This window comes from Paenibacillus sp. 01T443 (assembly GCF_056398325.1).
Genome location: NZ_JBFTPE010000003.1, coordinates 85,031 through 102,757, shown reverse-complemented (window position 1 = coordinate 102,757; position 17,727 = coordinate 85,031). Strand labels below are relative to the sequence as shown.

The 17,727-nt window shown below is 49.5% G+C and carries 11 protein-coding genes; 1 reads left to right on the top strand and 10 read right to left on the bottom strand.

Going from position 1 to position 17,727, the window contains the following annotated elements:
• Nucleotides 1–8 precede the first annotated feature (8 nt).
• Nucleotides 9–875: a helix-turn-helix domain-containing protein gene (locus AC1DLI_RS05055; RefSeq protein WP_477600230.1), complete on the bottom strand. Its 867-nt coding sequence runs from the start codon at nt 873–875 to the stop codon at nt 9–11.
• 107 nt (nt 876–982) lie between these two features.
• Between AC1DLI_RS05055 and AC1DLI_RS05050 the strand changes: the two genes are divergently transcribed.
• Nucleotides 983–4,021 (top strand): glycoside hydrolase family 2 TIM barrel-domain containing protein, encoded by a 3,039-nt coding sequence (locus AC1DLI_RS05050; protein WP_477600228.1) that lies wholly within the window; start codon nt 983–985, stop codon nt 4,019–4,021.
• 48 nt (nt 4,022–4,069) lie between these two features.
• Here AC1DLI_RS05050 and AC1DLI_RS05045 read toward each other — a convergent pair whose 3' ends face one another.
• The 9 genes from AC1DLI_RS05045 to AC1DLI_RS05005 all read right to left on the bottom strand — a co-directional run bounded on the left by AC1DLI_RS05045 (nt 4,070) and on the right by AC1DLI_RS05005 (nt 17,672).
• Nucleotides 4,070–6,067, bottom strand: coding sequence for a beta-galactosidase trimerization domain-containing protein (locus AC1DLI_RS05045; protein ID WP_477600226.1), 1,998 nt, complete (start codon nt 6,065–6,067; stop codon nt 4,070–4,072).
• A 46-nt stretch (nt 6,068–6,113) separates the two neighbouring features.
• On the bottom strand, nt 6,114–6,923 hold the full coding sequence (iolB, locus tag AC1DLI_RS05040) for a 5-deoxy-glucuronate isomerase (RefSeq protein WP_477600224.1): 810 nt from the start codon (nt 6,921–6,923) through the stop codon (nt 6,114–6,116).
• A gap of 54 nt (nt 6,924–6,977) precedes the next feature.
• Entirely contained in the window at nt 6,978–8,423 is a 1,446-nt protein-coding gene (locus tag AC1DLI_RS05035) for a CoA-acylating methylmalonate-semialdehyde dehydrogenase (protein WP_477600222.1), read from the bottom strand.
• 31 nt (nt 8,424–8,454) lie between these two features.
• On the bottom strand, nt 8,455–9,465 hold the full coding sequence (gene iolC, locus AC1DLI_RS05030) for a 5-dehydro-2-deoxygluconokinase (protein WP_477600220.1): 1,011 nt from the start codon (nt 9,463–9,465) through the stop codon (nt 8,455–8,457).
• Between the two features lie 50 nt (nt 9,466–9,515).
• Nucleotides 9,516–11,381: a 3D-(3,5/4)-trihydroxycyclohexane-1,2-dione acylhydrolase (decyclizing) gene (iolD, locus tag AC1DLI_RS05025; protein ID WP_477600218.1), complete on the bottom strand. Its 1,866-nt coding sequence runs from the start codon at nt 11,379–11,381 to the stop codon at nt 9,516–9,518.
• A 102-nt stretch (nt 11,382–11,483) separates the two neighbouring features.
• Nucleotides 11,484–12,248, bottom strand: a complete 765-nt coding sequence (locus AC1DLI_RS05020) for a sugar phosphate isomerase/epimerase family protein (RefSeq protein WP_477600216.1) — start codon at nt 12,246–12,248, stop codon at nt 11,484–11,486.
• 19 nt (nt 12,249–12,267) lie between these two features.
• A complete protein-coding gene (locus tag AC1DLI_RS05015; protein ID WP_477600214.1) occupies nt 12,268–13,227 on the bottom strand; it encodes an aldo/keto reductase in 960 nt (319 codons plus the stop codon).
• A 1-nt stretch (nt 13,228) separates the two neighbouring features.
• A complete protein-coding gene (locus AC1DLI_RS05010) occupies nt 13,229–14,578 on the bottom strand; it encodes a glycoside hydrolase family 125 protein (protein WP_477600212.1) in 1,350 nt (449 codons plus the stop codon).
• A complete protein-coding gene (locus tag AC1DLI_RS05005; RefSeq protein ID WP_477600210.1) occupies nt 14,529–17,672 on the bottom strand; it encodes an alpha-mannosidase in 3,144 nt (1,047 codons plus the stop codon). The genes AC1DLI_RS05010 and AC1DLI_RS05005 overlap by 50 nt, the downstream gene beginning before the upstream one ends.
• Nucleotides 17,673–17,727 lie beyond the last annotated feature (55 nt).

Sequence of the window (17,727 nt, the reverse complement as noted above, 5' to 3'; positions counted from 1 at the left end):
GAACTCACTTACGTTTCACGTTGTTCCGCCCTGGATTCGGAAGGCGTAATCCCGTAAACCCGGCGGAACAATCGTGTAAAATAGACCGGCTCCATCCCGATATAGGCGGCAGCTTGCCGAATTGACATATTCGGCTGCTCGGCGAGCAGCAGTGAGGCTGTTCTCAGTCGCAATTGCTGCAAATATTGCAATGGCGTCATTTGCAGCGAATTTCTAAACAGCCGGGTGAGCTGCTTTTGTGAATATCCGACATGAGCGGCAAGCTCACCCATCGTAATATGGCGTTCAAGATGATCATGCAGAAATCGGACAGCAATATCGACGATCGTATGCTGAACTTCATACGCTCGATTCGTGAAGGCTGATATCGGAACCTTTGACGTAGACTGAAGCTGCCTCTTCAGCTCAAGGCAAAAAGCAAACAAGCATTCCGTCGCTGCCCACTCATCATGCTGCGCTCCCGAGAGTGACCATATTTTTTTCAACAAATCATACAATCGCTCTTTCTCCTTAAACGGGCAATGAAACGACTCTGATCCGAACCCCCAGCCAGAGAGCATCCCCGCCTCATTCTCAACGAACGTAACATATCCAACGTACCAGGGCTCGACGCCCTCCGGCATATATTCATGCGGCTTACCAGCCGGGATGTACAGCAGCATGTGCGGCTGCAAGATGTCCCATTTATCCTGCCCAGGCAGACGAAACCTACCTTTGCCCGAAAAGGTTAAAAACAATTGATTAGCCGAGAATCCCTCCAAGCGGGTTATTGGTGACTGAATCTCCGTTCCCGCCGTATAAACGGCAAAAGGGAGCCCCTCGTCAATTTGATAAAGGCTATTGCTTCTCAAACTAAGCAGTTCCAACTGTTTCACCCCAAATGTCCATTTTGTACTATAAGTTGTCTGTTTTGTCTCCTGATCAATCATCCTATCTGACGGTTATAATGAAGTCAAGACAAGACCGAGAGGATGAGTGTCAGATGATTGTGATGGATAAATATTGGGAGGATCCTGATAAGCTGCATGTGAACCGCGAGGCTCCGCGCGCTTACTATATTCCATATGCCGATGCTGCTGCGGCCAAAGAGCATCAAAGGGGTCGCTCCCCCTATTATGAGACGCTTAACGGTAGCTGGAAGTTCAAATATTACCCAAGCGTCTTGCAAGTAAAGGATGCATTCTATGAAGCTGAAACCGATGTTAGCGCTTGGGATGATTTGATTGTGCCTTCATGTTGGCAGACAAACGGGTACGACCAGCTGCAGTATACAAACATCAATTATCCTATACCTTGTGACCCGCCGTATGTGCCGGATGACAATCCCGCGGGCTTGTACGTTAGAGACTTTCATTTGCCGGACAGCTGGGCGGGCAAAGAGAAATATGCCGTATTTGAGGGCGTCAACTCATGCTTCTACCTTTGGGTGAACGGCGTATTTGTCGGATACAGCCAAGGCAGCCGCATGCCTGCGGAATTTCTTATTTCCCCTTATCTTCACCCAGGGCAGAACCGTATTGCCGTTATGGTATTGAAGTGGTGCGATGGGACGTATCTCGAGGATCAGGACGCATGGCGGTTTTCCGGCATCTTCCGTGACGTTTATTTGCTAGGTCGCGACGAGACCCATATTCGTGATGTTTTTAATAAAACGATATTCGCAGACGGTTTCCAGCAAGCATCTCTGCAAACAGAAATCGAAACAACGGGTGCTCTGGAAGTTAAAGCTGAGCTGCGTGATTCCGCTTATCAGCTTATCGCAGCCGCACAAGCAGTAATTATGAACCAAGGCTCGATCACTCTGGATATACAAAATCCGATACTATGGAATGCGGAGGCGCCTTACCTCTACGAGCTTTATTTGTATGCCGGTGAAGAAATTATTAGATTTCAAGTAGGCTTTCGCAAGGTCGAAATTAATGGCGGCGTATTCCAAATCAATGGACAAGCTGTCAAGCTGCGCGGCGTTAATCGTCATGATTCACATCCCGAGCTTGGGCAGACGATTCCCGTTCACCATATGATTCAAGATTTGAAGCTAATGAAGCGCCATAATGTGAATACCATCCGTACCTCCCATTACCCGAACGACGCTCGTTTTTATGAACTGTGTAACGAATATGGGTTTTATGTTATAGATGAGGCTGATTTGGAAACGCATGGCATGAGTATCCCTGACGACGGTGCTGACGGGTCTGCGCATCGGCTAGCAGAAGATCCGATTTGGAAAAAAGCATATGTAGAGCGGGCATCCCGAATGGTGGAAAGAGATAAAAACCAGCCTTGCATCGTCATGTGGTCGCTTGGGAATGAATCTGGATACGGAATAAACCATGTCGCAATGGCGGAGTGGATTCAGCAAAGAGATGACTCAAGACTCGTGCATTACGAAAGTGCGGCTCCCCATTACGGAGGCCATGAGAATATAGAATCTCTCGACGTAGAGAGCCGCATGTACTCGTCCGTCCAGTTTATTGAGGAATACGCAAAGGATGAGTCTAACAGAAAGCCGCTGTTCCTGTGTGAATACAGTCATGCAATGGGCAACGGCCCCGGCGATTTGAAGGATTATTGGGATGTTATCCATCAGTATCCGAAGCTTATGGGCGGCTGTGTCTGGGAATGGTGCGACCATGGCATTAAGACCGAAACGAAGGAAGGCGAACCGTTCTTCGCTTACGGAGGCGATTTCGGAGACAAACCGAATGACGGCAACTTCTGCATCGACGGACTCGTTTATCCGGATCGCAGGCCGCATACCGGGCTGCTTGAGCTAAAGCAGGTTATGGCACCGATTCATATCGAAGCGGTTGACTTATCATGCGGTAAGCTAAAGATCACCAATTTACATGATTTTATTGATCTTACCCATCTCGGCCTACACTGGAAAGTTGAGAAGGATGGCAAAACAATCGAACAAGGCCAAATCTGGCAGCTCGATGCCTCTGCGCATGAGCATCAGCTCGTAACCCTGCCTTATGCATGGCCCAAATCGCAGGATAGCTGTTATACCCTTACTTTGTCCTGCTGGTTGAACCGGCAAACATCATGGGCGGAGATGGGCTATGAGGTGGCGTTCACGCAGTTCACCCTTCTTGAAGCCGAACCATCCGCAGAGCCGGCCAACCGATCCTATCCTTCATCGTTATCCCTGCAGGTCGCTGAGAATGATCGATTGCTGACGATAGATGGGTTCGATTTCCGCTACGCCTTTAATCTGGACAAAGGAACGTTTGTGCAAATAGCCCGGAGCGGCATCGAGATGCTGGAGCAGCCTATGAACTTCAACATTTGGCGGGCGCCAATCGACAACGATATGCATATACGCAAGCAATGGGAGGAGTTAGGATACGACCGAGCAGTTATGAAGGTCTACAGCTGTGAATGGTCACTGTTAGGCCAATCAACACTTGAGGTTCGAACGGCATTTTCCTTAGGCGGCTATACGCAATATCCGATCCTGCACGGCGAAGCCGTCTGGCAAGTTGACGCATCCGGAGAAATCACGCTCGATGTGCAAGTGAAGGTAAGGGAATCGGCAGCTTACTTGCCGCGCTTCGGGCTGCAGCTKATTATGCCAAATGGAAATGAGCAGGTCGAGTACTTCGGCTACGGGCCGCACGAGAGCTACGTCGATAAACGCCAAAGCGTTCGAAAAAGCAACTACCATACGACCGTTGACGGAATGTTTGAGCCTTACATCATGCCGCAGGAGAATGGCTCGCGTTACGGCACCAATTGGGCGGTCATATCAAGCGAGCAAGGGATGGGCTTGAAATTCGCCTCGCCGGAGCCGTTCTCGTTCAACGCGTCGCACTATACGCCGCTTGACCTTACGGTCGCTGCTCATAATCATGAATTGAAGCGGCGGAAGGAAACCATCGTTCATCTTGATTACAAAATGAGCGGCGTCGGATCAAATTCCTGCGGACCAGAGCTGCTGGATCGATATCGTCTGAACGAGAAGCAATTCCGCTTCAAGCTTCATATAAAACCAGTGTTCAGCGAAGACTCACATTAATAATTAATAGGACGGAGCAGCTTAATATAGCTGCTCCGTCCTATTTTCTTAAACTTGAAACTGAACCATCCGGTGGCTATGAAGATCAACCAATATGCACGTATAACCTTCCTCATCTTGTACGAAAGGAACATCAACCATTTCCGGCAGCAGCCGCACACCAGTCATAGCCTTGTCCAGCTTGATCCGAACGGAGATGTCACTTAAAGCTGGCACATCCTCGATAACCTGTGTGTCGCCGCGTAGAATAGGCACCGCGTACAGCAAATGCAGCACATAATCCGATTTGCCCTCTAGCTTCGTCAAGTTCACTTTTCCAGCGGAAGGCAAACTTGTTGTCAAGACTGGCTCCGGCAGCAATTGCTTGATGATGTTCAAAAGCAAATCCTTATACAGCTGCATGCCATGATTCCGATATAGACGGAACAAAGGCTGTGCGATATAGACGATATTTTCATACTGAATGACTGCCGGGTAGCCCGCTTCTTCCGCAGCAGGAGCATGCAGATGGGAACAGAAATGTCCGTAGGTCCGATTAAAGTAAGGTCTGTAAGAGTCCGCGAGCACCTCTGCACCGCCTACTGCAACTCGATAACCTGACTCATAGTTAATAAACGGTGAGGATACGAGCCGATCCCCTAGCTGCTTCGACACTAAAGTATAATCAAGCTCCCACTCGGATTTCCCTTGAAACTCCGCGCCTACAGCAAGCGCGAATTCATCATGTTCCGCCCAAAGACCGCTCTGCGCGCTTAGAATGATTTTCCCTCCGCCTGCAGCATAGCGCACCAGCTTTTGCTGCAACGCTTCATTTAATCGAATCTGATCAGGCAAAATCAAGATGCGGTAAACTGAGAAATCAGCTAGTTCGTCGATCATATCGAATAAGTAATGGCCTTCTTCCAGCATCATGTAGGCGCCCATGTCACTCGTTCTGCTATCCTCTGCTCCATTGAGCGCGTTAGCTGAAAGTATGGCAATTTCGGCAATGCTCTCCGTATCGCGGCACCATTCCTCCTTCGCTTCGACATCCTCAAACGCTTCCCCAATAATCCGGTAAGTTTCTTCATCCATGCGGCCGCTTGGGTGAAGCTGATCGCCGACGCAGATTCGGGCTCCGAATGAGATCATCTGCTGGCATTCATATCGCAGCGCAGCAGGGCTTTTGAAGCCTCCGAATTCTCCCCACGACTTGTGGAACTTTCCGGTCATGCCGAGATACTGAAAGTCCTGCTTGCGAATATACCGGACCATGCTTGTAAAATAATCGTACCCCCACCCGCCAGTAGGCAGCGATTCGATATCATAATGCGAATAATATTCATGATACTGCTTGTCGCCCATTCTCTCCGTCGTGCAGTTATGATAAAGACGGGTCTGAGGATTAATCGACCAAATCAATTCCGATGTCGCCTTCAAATAGTTCAAATAAGTCTGTTTGGCGAGCTGCATGCGATGCTCTGGATTGTCCTCATCAAGCCCCTGCTCCTTTAGGCTGCTGCGGCAGCTTGTGCATAAGCAAGGATATTCTCCTACGATATCATAGAAAATGCCGACAGGCTGGAAACGTTCCATTACCTCGCGAGTGTAGTCCAGTATATATTGAAGGTAGGGAGAATTCAGACAAAGCATATGCCAGCCATCCCAGCCGGTAGGAAGACTAGTCTCCTTTGTCGCTTTCGGAGGGCCGTAAGGGTCGCCATCCTCCTTCACCACTACCCATTCTGGATGCTCTCTAGCGGCAAGCTCATTAAATCCGACCGTTATATAGATCGGTGCCTCAATATCGTTCTGCTTGCATGCCTCCAGCATTCTTGGCAGCAAATTTGTTTCCAGATGCGGATGCGGTTTACCGACAGCCGTATCATAATAGCTCCAGCCGTGATGGCACATCGCAAAAACGTTCAACGTATCAATTTTCGCCTGCTTCAAGCTGGCAACGAACTGCCCCTCGTCAAAGTCTCTGCCTACGCCCGTAATATGCTCTGATGTATGAAAATCAAGATGAACTTGTCTAAATCCAATCGGATTAAATTTTTTCTTCATAAAATACACCTCATATCCTTCATGGTTGCTCATACACACTGTCATCTTAAGGTTTCGTCATAATCCATTCGTGGTCCTTATCGTTATGGAACTTCCAGATGCGGGTCGGACCAGCCATGACATTCAAATAATAACAATCATAGCCCGGAGGCGCGGATACGGGATGATAGCCGCGAGGAACCATTACAGCTTGCCCATTCTTCACAACCAGCGTCTCGTCGAGTGAGCGGTCGTCGGTATAGACTCGCTGCAAAGCAAACCCCTGCTCCGGGTTTATCCGGAAATAATAGGTTTCCTCAAGTAGTGACTCCGCAGGAAGATCATCTTGATCGTGCTTATGCGGAGGGTAGCTTGACCAATGGCCGTTCGGCGTAAACACCTCCACAACGAGCAAACTGTCGGCAGGCTCCTGCTCCGGCAAAATATTATGAATGCTCCGCTCGATATTTCCATAGCCGCGCGTTTCGGTACCGACCTGTGCAGGTGTAATCAGTCTCGCCTTGTGGTTTCCGTATCCTGGTGCGGAGCAAACGGCCACTTCAAGCTCGGTGAGCGCATGAATATGATAGCTGTCGCCGTTAGGGACATATACAGAATAAGGAGGAATTTGTTCAAAAACATTCATCCGCTCGCCAATTTCCCGCCATTCCTGCTCAGCGGTTATGACATCTGCTTTTCCGCTAAGCAGTACGAGACATACTTCCTTATCAGCCGTTTCCCTGTGTAAGTCTTGCCCTTTCGAGAGACGAATCATTTCAAAGCCGACATATTGCCAATCGGCCGATTCCGGTGTAATTCGCATTACGCTTCCTTCACGATCCGGTTCCGCCGATGGAGCTACGATTAGTTTGGACATAGTATTTTTTCTCCTTTATGCTTTGCCGGAGCTACGAAGCAGTCTCCGCCTCTCCTACCAACGAGTCGTCAACATTTTTTTGCGCGTATAGAACTCAACGCCGTCAGTACCGTTGGCATGAAGGTCGCCGTAGAACGACTTTTTCCAGCCAGAAAACGGGAAGAATGCCATCGGAGCAGGAACGCCCAGGTTAACGCCCAGCATACCGGCTTCAATCGTCTCGCGGAATTGACGCACATAACCACCGCTCTTCGTGAACAGGCATGCGCCATTTGCAAACTCCGATGCGTTAGCAAGCTCGATTGCTTCCTCGAGCGTATCCACTCTCATAATAGACAGCACGGGAGCAAAAATCTCGTCTTCCCAAATTTTCATCCCGCCTTTAACGTTATCAAAAATCGTCGGCCCAACGAAATAGCCTTTGCCCTCGCATGCCGCATCTTTGCGTCCGTCTCGCAGAAGAATCGCACCCTCGTTCTCGCCGATCTCGATGTATTTGAGGGTACGCTCCTTATGCGGGCCCCGAATGACCGGACCGAGAAAAATACCATCCTCCGCACCGTTGCCGATTGTGATACGGTCTGCCGCTTCCATCAGTTTGCTGACGAACGTATCACCGATCTCGCCGACGGCTACTACGACGGAGCACGCCATACAGCGTTCGCCCGCTGAGCCGAAAGCGGCGTTAATAATTTCTTTGACCGTGACATCCATGTCAGCATCCGGCATGACGATAGAGTGGTTTTTGGCGCCAGCAAGCGCTTGTACGCGTTTGCCATGCGCCGTTCCGGTTTTGTAAACATACTCCGCTACCGGCTGCGAGCCGACGAAGGAAATCGCAATGACGTCCTTATGCTCAAGCATTCCGTTAACGACATCATGCGCGCCATGAACGATATTGAATACACCGTCCGGCAGGCCGGCTTCCTTAAACAGCTCCGCAAGGCGATTAGCGAGCAGCGGCGTGCGCTCTGACGGCTTTAAGACAAAGGTGTTGCCGCAAGCAATAGCAAGCGGGAACATCCAGCAAGGCACCATCATCGGGAAGTTGAACGGTGTAATGCCTCCGACAACTCCAATCGGATACCTGTACATCGCGGACTCCAAATTCGAAGCGATATCCGGAAGCTGCTTGCCCATCATAAGTGTAGGCGCTCCGGCAGCGAATTCGACGCATTCAATGCCGCGCTGCACTTCGCCGTAAGCCTCGTTGTAGCTTTTTCCGTTTTCGAGCGTAACAAGCCGCGCTAATTCTCCCCAGTTCTCCACCAGCAGCTGCTGGTATTTAAAAAGAATGCGGGCACGGCGTGGAACCGGCGTACGGCTCCATGTTTTGAACGCTTCCTTAGCTGTTTGAACGGCCAGATCTACGTCCTCGCGGGTAGAAAGCGGAACAAGGCCCAGCACCTCTTCCGTTGCGGGGTTGTATACTTCTTCGGTTGCGGTCGATGTGGATGGAACCCATGCTCCGCCTATCCAGTTATTCAGTACTTGCGCCATTATCGTTTGCCCCTTTCAAATCTGTCGGTATCTATGAGATCGTTATTTTGCCATTGTTGCAATCTTCAATATATTGCTGGACTTGAGCGAGAGTCGGCATGGCATCGGAGCAGCTATGACTCGAAATGACGATGCACGCCGATGCGCTTCCGAATTCCATGCTTTTCTCCAGCGTCCAGCCTTCCATAATGCCATATAGAAAACCAGCCGCATAGGAGTCTCCCGCTCCGAAGGTTTTGACGACCTTCGCCGGGAAGCTCTTCGCACGATGCGTCGTTCCATCAGTCGTGTAAGCGATGGAGCCTTCCTTGCCGTGCTTGATGATGACGATTTTAGCAGAGTAGTCGAACCATTTGGATGCGGTGAAATGATCGCTGTGATCCGGATTTTGCTCGAATGCCTCCATCATATCGAACTCTTCGCGCGTGCCCAGTATGATGTCGCACTTTTCTGCAGCAAGATTGTAGTAGACAGCCGTTTCTTCTTTGGATGTCCATGTATAAGGCCGATAATCGAGGTCAAAGGCGATGACCGTCTGATGCTTTTTAGCATAGTTCAGCGCTTGAAAAACCGCTTCCCGCGATGGGCTCTTGGCGAGCGCCGTCCCGGAAATCAGAAGCATTTGCGACTCGGCGATCAATTGCTCGCTTACCTCTCCTGCCGCAAGCTTTAGATCAGCAACGTTGTCTCGATACATAAGAATGCTGCAGTCGGTTGGGCTCTTTATTTCCGTAAAAGCAAGGCCTGTCACCGCGCCGGTGCTGTCAGTCAAGACGTTTGAAGTGTCGATGCCTTCCCGGTTCAAATAATCGTTGATGAAGCATCCCATTTGATCGTTCGCAATTTTGCCGATAAATGCGGTTTTTCGGCCGAGGCGAGACATCCCGATCGCGATATTGGCGGGGGAGCCGCCGACATATTTGGTGAACGTCATCGTCTCTTCCATCGGACGGTTAATTTCGTTCGCATTCAAATCGATGCAAAGCCTGCCGATAGCGGTAAAATCAAACTTTTTATTTTGAGAAAAAGATAAATAAGTCATTGTGTGAACTCCCTGCTTTCTTTGGACTTTAGACAATCCGCGATCAAGCCTTAGCGGAGAGAGACCGTTTGGATTTTGGCATTCATCTCTTTGCCTGCTCGAGCAACTTTATCGCTAACGGATACCTCGGGCACACCCACGTTCCACCACGACTCATAACCACCCGTATTCGTGCCCGGCACGACAGGGATTTCGATCAATGTCGTTACCGTTTCCTGCTTAGCGAGCTGCAGCGCTTCCTTTAATTGCTCCGCATTATCGGCCTTATAAGCCTTCGCTCCCAAGCTGCGTGCATGGGCTGCAAAATCAATCGGCATATACGAACCAGACAGTCTGCCTGTCTCCTGCGAGCGATAGCGGAACTCGTTGCCGAATCCGTCACTGCCATGTCCTCGCTGCAAATTGTGTATACATTGGAAACCGTGATTGTCGAACAACAAAATCGTTATTTTACGGCCCTCTTGAAGGCTCGTCACCAATTCGGAGTGAAGCATCAAGTAACTGCCATCCCCAACGATCGCATAAACCTCACGTGCAGGCTCCGCAAGGGCTGCCCCAAAAGCACCTGCTATTTCATATCCCATACAGGAGAAGCCATATTCCATATGATAAGTTTTGGGCTCGACAGGCCTCCACAGCCGGTGGAGATCGCCTGGAAGGCTGCCCGCCGCGCATACGACGACAGATAAAGGATCAATCGTCTCTTGAATAATGCCAAGCGCGCGAGTTTGTGCAATTCCCGCTTCATGCTCAGCCGCGAAAAGACGATCAACCTCATTGTCCCATTCCTGCTTCAATGCCTTGATGACTGATGGAGTATGCTCGCTGCGGTAATGGATTTTTTCCAGAGCCTCATGCAGCGCTTTCAGTCCTTCTTTGGCATCTGCGACAATTGCTACGCCGTTCAGCTTGGAGGAATCAAAGCCGCTTACATTCAGATTGACGAACTCTACATCCGGATTTCCGAAAGCCGATTTGGACGACGTCGTAAAATCGGAATAACGGGTGCCGACACCGATAATCAGATCCGCTTCGCTTGCCAGCTTATTGGCTGCCAGCGTCCCCGTAACGCCTATCGCTCCAACGTTTAATGTGTGGTTCCACGGCAATGAGCTCTTGCCTGCCTGCGTTTCCGATACGGGAATTCCGAATGTTTCAGCGAATGCGCCAAGCTCCTTCGTCGCTTCAGCGTACAGCACTCCGCCGCCAGCGATAATCAGCGGCTTCTTTTTATTTTTGATAAGCTCAGCAGCACGTAGAACAGCTTCAGCGGAAGGCGGTCTCCGATCGATGTAATGAACCTTGCGCTCAAAAAATGAGGACGGGTAATCGTACGCTTCCGCTTGAACATCCTGCGGCAGGGCGAGCGTAACAGCTCCGGTCTCTGCGGGATCAATCAGTATCCGTATCGCATTCGCAGCTGCCGTCATAAGCTGCTCCGGGCGTACGATGCGATCCCAGTACTTGCTTACCGCTTTAAACGGCTCGTTAGCGGAAATCGTATAGTCACTGGCCACCTCAAGCTGCTGAAGCACCGGATCCGGCTGCCTGCTTGCAAAGTTATCTCCCGGCAGCAGAAGAACTGGTATGCGGTTCACCGTCGCGGTTGCCGCCGCCGTTATCATATTCAAGGCACCAGGCCCGATAGAAGAGGTACATGCAAAAATCTGCTTGCGGTTGCTTTGCTTTGCGAACGCAGTTGCGGCATGAACCATGCCCTGCTCGTTTTTCCCTTGTACATAAACCAAATCGCCGGCGCTTCTCTCTAAAGCCTCACCGATTCCAGTCACGTTTCCATGCCCGAAAATCCCCATAACGCCCTTGATGAACTTCGTCTCTGCTCCGTCAATCGATACGTACTGATTATCGAGAAATCGCAGCAGCGCTTGCGCCATCGTTAGCCGAATCGTCATCATACGTTTCAAGGCCTCCCTTTATTTCGAAATGAGCCAACCCTTATAAGAAGAAAAATGGAGCGAGTAGTAAAGAAGCTCACTCCATCCATTCCATTTGCTAGTCTACTTGTTCCATTTGCCTGTCATTTCTTTAAGGTAGTTCAAGCTCGTTTCCAAGCTGTCGAACGGGCTGCCCGGGCAGTAATCCTGCTCCACGCAATACCATTCTACGCCATTGTTCTCGCCCCACTTCAGAATCGGCTCAAAATCAATGATACCGTTTCCAATTTCGGTGAACGTTCTGCTTTCATCTGCGGACATATCCTTCAAATGCAGAATCGGTATTTTGTTCGGGAATTTAGACATATATACAAGTGAATCTCGGTTTGCAAAGCTTACCCAATAGGTATCTATTTCCGGATAAATAAAGCGGTCGCCCTCAGGCTCCAGCACGAAGTCCAGTGCCGGCTTCCCATCGACATCGAGTTCAAACTCGAATTCGTGATGGTGATAGCCAACGCGGAAGCCGAGCGGTTTTACTTTGTCGGATATTTCAAGCAGCTGGCGCTTAGCGAGGCGGTAACCAGCCTCATTTTGCAATTCGTCTTCCAAATAATGATTAAAGAAGTCCGTCGTTCCAAAGAGCCGCGCTTCTTCGAGCACGACATCAAGCTCCTGCGTCATCCGGTCCAAGCCGACATGCATCCCTGCTACGGATAAGCCCGTCTCTTTCAGAACAGCAGCGATTTCGACAGCCGGATAGCCGTGCAAGCCGTCGATCTGTACAGCTTTCCAGCCCATCTTGCTGAGTGTACGAAGCGTTTCATAGAAGTCCTTCTTAAGCTCGTCCCGGAGTGTATATAGTTGAGCTGCAAATTTATTCTGCATGGTTGTTGCTCCTCTCAAATTAAATGCGGTCTGTTACCAAATCCAGCCATTGAATCTCGTTTTCTGTAAGCGGAATGCTCATGCCTTGAATGGATGATTGCAGCTCAGGCAGTCTCTCAGGTCCGATGAGCGCTGCAGTCGGATAGGTCTGGTGCAGCACGTAAGCCAGCGCGATTTGAATAGCGGACGCGCCCTTGCTCTCAGCAAGCTCAGTCGCGCGGCGGTAACGCTCCCAGTTGTCCGCCGTATAATATACGTCTACCATTTCTTCGTCTTCCAAATTATCAGGCGAGTAACGTCCCGAGAAAAATCCGCCAGCCTGCGAGGACCAGGACAGAAGCGGTAAATTGTTATTCTGATGCCATTCGATCATTTCGCGCCCAGCGGATATACTGCCTGGCCAACGCGGGATGCGGCATTTTGCCAAGCTGAGGTTCGGGCTGCTAAACGTAAAGCCGATTAACCCATGCGCTTTGGCGTAGTCGTTTGCTGCTTGAATTCTTTCATGGCTCCAGTTGGATGCCCCGATGGCATGAATGCGTCCAGCTTCCACATGCGCGTTCAATGCCTCCATGATCGGTCCAACTTCGACAGAAGGATCGTCGCGGTGCAGCGCATAAAGATCAATGTATGAGGTGCGAAGACGCTCCAAGCTCTCTAAGACATCCTTGTTGATCGCTTTGGCATTAACGCGATTGCCAGGCTCGCCGTCGTCTGGATGTGCGCCCTTTGTCATAATGTTTACCTCAGCTCGTCTGCCTGTCTCATCGACCCATCTGCCTATTTTTTGTTCGCAATCATCATACTGGTGCGCAGTATCGAATGTGTTGCCGCCTGCCGCCAAGTAGGCGCCAAACATCTCATGGATGTAGTCCATATCATCCGCGCGCAAAAAGTTAGTGGAGCCCATTATGAGCTGAGAGCAAGATTTTAAGATCGGCTGCCCGTTTTGAGTAGCTTGTATCTGAATTGTTTTCATATTATCCCTTCCATTCTACAGAGGATTGTTCGGCTATCATGCTGACGTATTCTGCAAATAAGCTGTTCGCCCATGCAAACCATGGTCTTGTAAACGTTGATGGATCATCTTTATGGAACCCTTCATGCATAAATCCGGTTCCCGCATGAGTGGACGACAGCATCACCAATAGATCTCGCTTTTCCTGCTCGTCGTTTGATGTTAATCCCTGCATGCTGAGAGCAATATRCCAAATATACGATTCCGGCGTATGCGGGCTTCCAATCCCTCTAGCTGCTGTGCCTTCGAAGTAGTAAGGATTGTCTCGACTAAGAATAAACCGCCTTGTGTTCTGGTAGACAGCATCGTCCTTCGCCTTGTAACCGAGATAAGGAATCGAGAGCAAGCTTGGCACATTGGCGTCATCCATCAGATTGTAGTTGCCGAATCCATCTGTCTCATAGGCATACATCTTGCCATACTTCGGATGATGGACCACTCCGTATGTTTCAATTCCATATTCGATTTCTTCCCTAAGCTCAGTTGCTTTGCTAATCAATTCGTGGTCCATATAAATCGAATCCGCAATTTCCTCTACATATCTAAGAACGACAGCTGCAAACATGTTGGAGGGGATCAAATATCCATGCGTGCAAGCGTCATCGCTTGGACGGAAGCCGGACCAGGTCATACCGGTATAATTAACCGGCATGCCCGTTCCGTTATTTCTAAGCGTGTCGGTGGGAGGGCAATCACGCCGAATAAATTGATAAGGCGATTGCTCGGTATGCCTTTGCTCCCGCCGCCATATATCAATAATTTGATGAACGGCTGCTCGGAAGGAGTCATCGAACAAGCTCGTTATCCCCGTCTCTTTCCAATATAAGTAGCTGAGCCAGATCGGATAACACAAGGAATCGATCTCATATTTTCGCTCCCACACCCATGGATTTAGTTCCGTCTCATCAATATCGATACGGTGATCGTTATCCTCTACGTTAAACGCGTTTGCGTAAGGGTCGATCCCGATATATTTCAGCTGCCTGCGAATCAAGCCTTCAATCATTTGCTGCAGCGTCCCATCCTCTCTCGCGAGCGGGAGATAATGCTTGACCTGTGCAGATGAGTCGCGCAGCCACATGGCTGGAATATCGCCTGTAATGACAAAGGTTGTTCCATCATTTAATTGCTCTACAGTCGTTTCGAACGTACTGGCAAAGCAAGGCCCGAACATCGGGGCGAGCTCCTTGAGCTCGGGATGCTGCTGCAGCTTGCTAATGATTTGTTCGACATATTGGCTCATTTGCTCAGTCAGCTTCATCTTAGAAATCGTTCCTTTCATTAAAGACGACAGCAAATGTCTTAATTTCATAGGGTGTAAACTCCGTTACTATCGAAGAGCCAACATGGTTTTCTCCCAAAGGTTTTTCCATCAGATTGCATTCCTGCCAAGAGACGATGCCCAAATCACTTCCGATTGTCACTTCTTTGCGGCTTCCTGAATAGTCATGCAGCCTTATGATGACCTTGTCGCCATCTTCCGCTTTTTTGACCGCATCGATCATCACACCGTCAGCCGAAAGCGTGAACATCGATTTTTGCAAGCCTGACGCTGTTCCCGGATGGCTCGTCAGCGGATTATTCAAATTCCATGCTTCAACAACCGTACCGCCTTCGTACCAATCGCCTTTATGAGGCAGTAATGAATAGGTGAATTGATGCAATCCGATATCCTGTTCCGGATCAGGGAAGTTAGCCGATTTAATAAGTGAGAGGCTGAGGACATTGTCCTTGATGTCGTAGCCGTATTTGCAATCATTAAGCAGGCTTACACCGAATCCCCGCTCGGAGAGGTCAGCCCATTGATGCCCAACAACCTCGAATCTTGCAAAATCCCAGCTTGTATTCCAGTGCGTCGGACGTTTGACATTCCCATATTGAATGTCGTAAGTTGCTTCGGTCGAACGTACGTCGACTTCGAAGGCAGCTTTCAGCAGTTGGCTTTGCTCCTGCCAATCTACGTTTGTCACAAAATCGATTCTCCGATTACTGCTGTACACCCTCATATCTTGAACGAGAGAGGAACGGTTATAAGTCCAGCGGAAACGAACAACAGCGTACAAAGGACCCGATTCCAGCAGCTGAGCTGATTCCAGCTCGGTTACCTCACGCATCTTTTCCTTATAAAAAATATCGATATCCCAAGCATCAAATGCGAGCGGCTTGTCTTCAAATACACGCAAAACATTGCCTCTGCCTTCCTTCTTCAGTACATTTCGGCGAAGCTCCTTATCCCAAATGTCTGTAAGCTGGCCTTGTTCGTTCCATGTCATCTTATAAAATGGCGTTTCTAATCCGCTCTTAGTAAACGAAAAGCTTACTGCCTGGATTGTTTCTTCGGACCTCGGAACGAACCGGATAGGCGTATAACCCATAGAAGGCACCTTCGCCAATACCGCCCAGCCCTTCTGACCCTTATGAGCAGGAAGCTCATTCCCTTCATGATCTATCCAAACGCCGCTTCCTTCAACAGGATTTGCAATCTCAAGCAAATCCTCACGCTCCCAAGCCGAGCTGTTTAGAACGGTATAAGCACCTGGGCTTACCTCCGTCAATTGGCTCAGTGCTTCCGAGCGAACATCCGAAATCAACATTTGCGCTTCGCTGTATTCTACCGCAGCATCTTCATACACCTCTTGGATCGATGAGCCCGGAATAATATCATGGAATTGATTGCGCAGAATGATTCTCCAGCCGTCATTGATTCGCTGCTGACGGTATTTAATCCAATTTCCTTCAATTAGGCTTGCAAATGTGCTTATCCATTCACCATCGCGATAGCCGAGCTCAAGCTTGCGATTCATCCGTTTAACTTTCGCTTGGCTCGTATATGTCCCGCGGTGATATTCGAGGTACAGCTCGCCGTCCCAGGTATGAACGTATTGCTCCGTGCTGTCAATCGTATCTTGCAGCCGCTCGAAATAATCGCCTGCCGTTCCGGTCTTCACATGCGGGAGACCCGGCATTTCATCCAGCCTGCGGCGCATCTCCAACATCTCGCGATTTACACCGCCGCCCCCGTCGCCATAGCCGTATGACAGAAGAAGCTCTTCATTTAATTCTTTATCCCTGTAATTATCCCAAATATGATAGGCCTCATAAGCCGTTAACCTGCCATTGTAGGTGTACATCCAAGAATCTTTGCCATGTCCCGGCTCCGGGGTCGTAATGAAATGAGCCATGATTTCCGAGCCGTCCATCCCACGCCACGTAAACGTATCATGCGGAATGCGATTGAATTGATTCCAGCTGATCTTAGTCGTCATGAATCGGTCGATTCCCGATTTTTTCAAAATTTGCGGAAGCGCCCAGCTGTAGCCAAATACGTCTGGGAGCCATAAATACGTGCAAGCCTTGCCGAACTCGTCCTGCAGGAATCGCGTACCGAACAATACTTGCCGAACGAGCGACTCACCTGAAGGAATATTGCAATCAGCTTCAAGCCACATGCCCCCGGCCGCTTCCCATCTGCCCTCTGCCACTCTCTCGCGAATACGCTCATAAATTTCGGGATAATCCGTTTTGATGTACTCGTATAACTGTGGTTGCGTTTGCAAAAACACGTAATCTGGATACTGCTCCATCAACCGCAATACGGTCGAGAAGGATCGAGCAATCTTCTCGCGTGTATGCTTTAGGCGCCATAACCAAGCTACATCGATATGGGTGTGACCAACGCAAGTAACCGTAATGCGCGAATGCTTCTCGATCCGGGCAAGCTCTTCCTTCAAGATTACGAGCGCTGTACCGACTGAGCTGTAAAAGTCATCGCTTCCTTTGTTTTGCCATCTAATTTCACGCAAGGAACGATCGATGGCTTTCAGAAGCTGATGCCTTTCGGGCTGCACGGCTGGTAGTACAAGAACGGTTTCCAACGCTGCTTTAACCGTAAAGTAATAGTCATCCATACCTTCATCAAGCCAGCTTATTTCAGCTATCTTCAGACGGTGAGCCTGTACGGTTTTCGGCCCCCCGCCCTCCAAACCAGACCATAAGCGGAACGTAAGACGAAGCTTGTTTCCAGCTTCCTGAACAGGCAAAAATACTTCCTTGTGATTGGCATCTACGCCTTGGTAAGGCTGTCCGTGGAGAAATAGAAGCGATTCGAACCCTGAATTGGTTCCTTCATCGGTTTTGCCAAAGTCGAATCTGCCAACTATTTTTTTGCCGCTCCATTGTTTAGGTATATCAACCTCACAGGAAAGCCATGCATACATATCTCTGCCTTCCCAACGGGAACCTGTCTCGATAGTCGACCACGCTTCATCTTCTTTAGGAGGAAATGCGCCGATTTCCCCCTTCTCATCTTGTAAAAAGCGAAACGCTGGTATTTTTACCCCTTCACGATAACGCAAGGGCTCAATTTCATCTAATCTTGCTTTAATCTTGTCTTCCAATAAGAACATATTTGCGCCCCCTGACATCATGATGTTATATACCCAATTATATATCTAATGATGA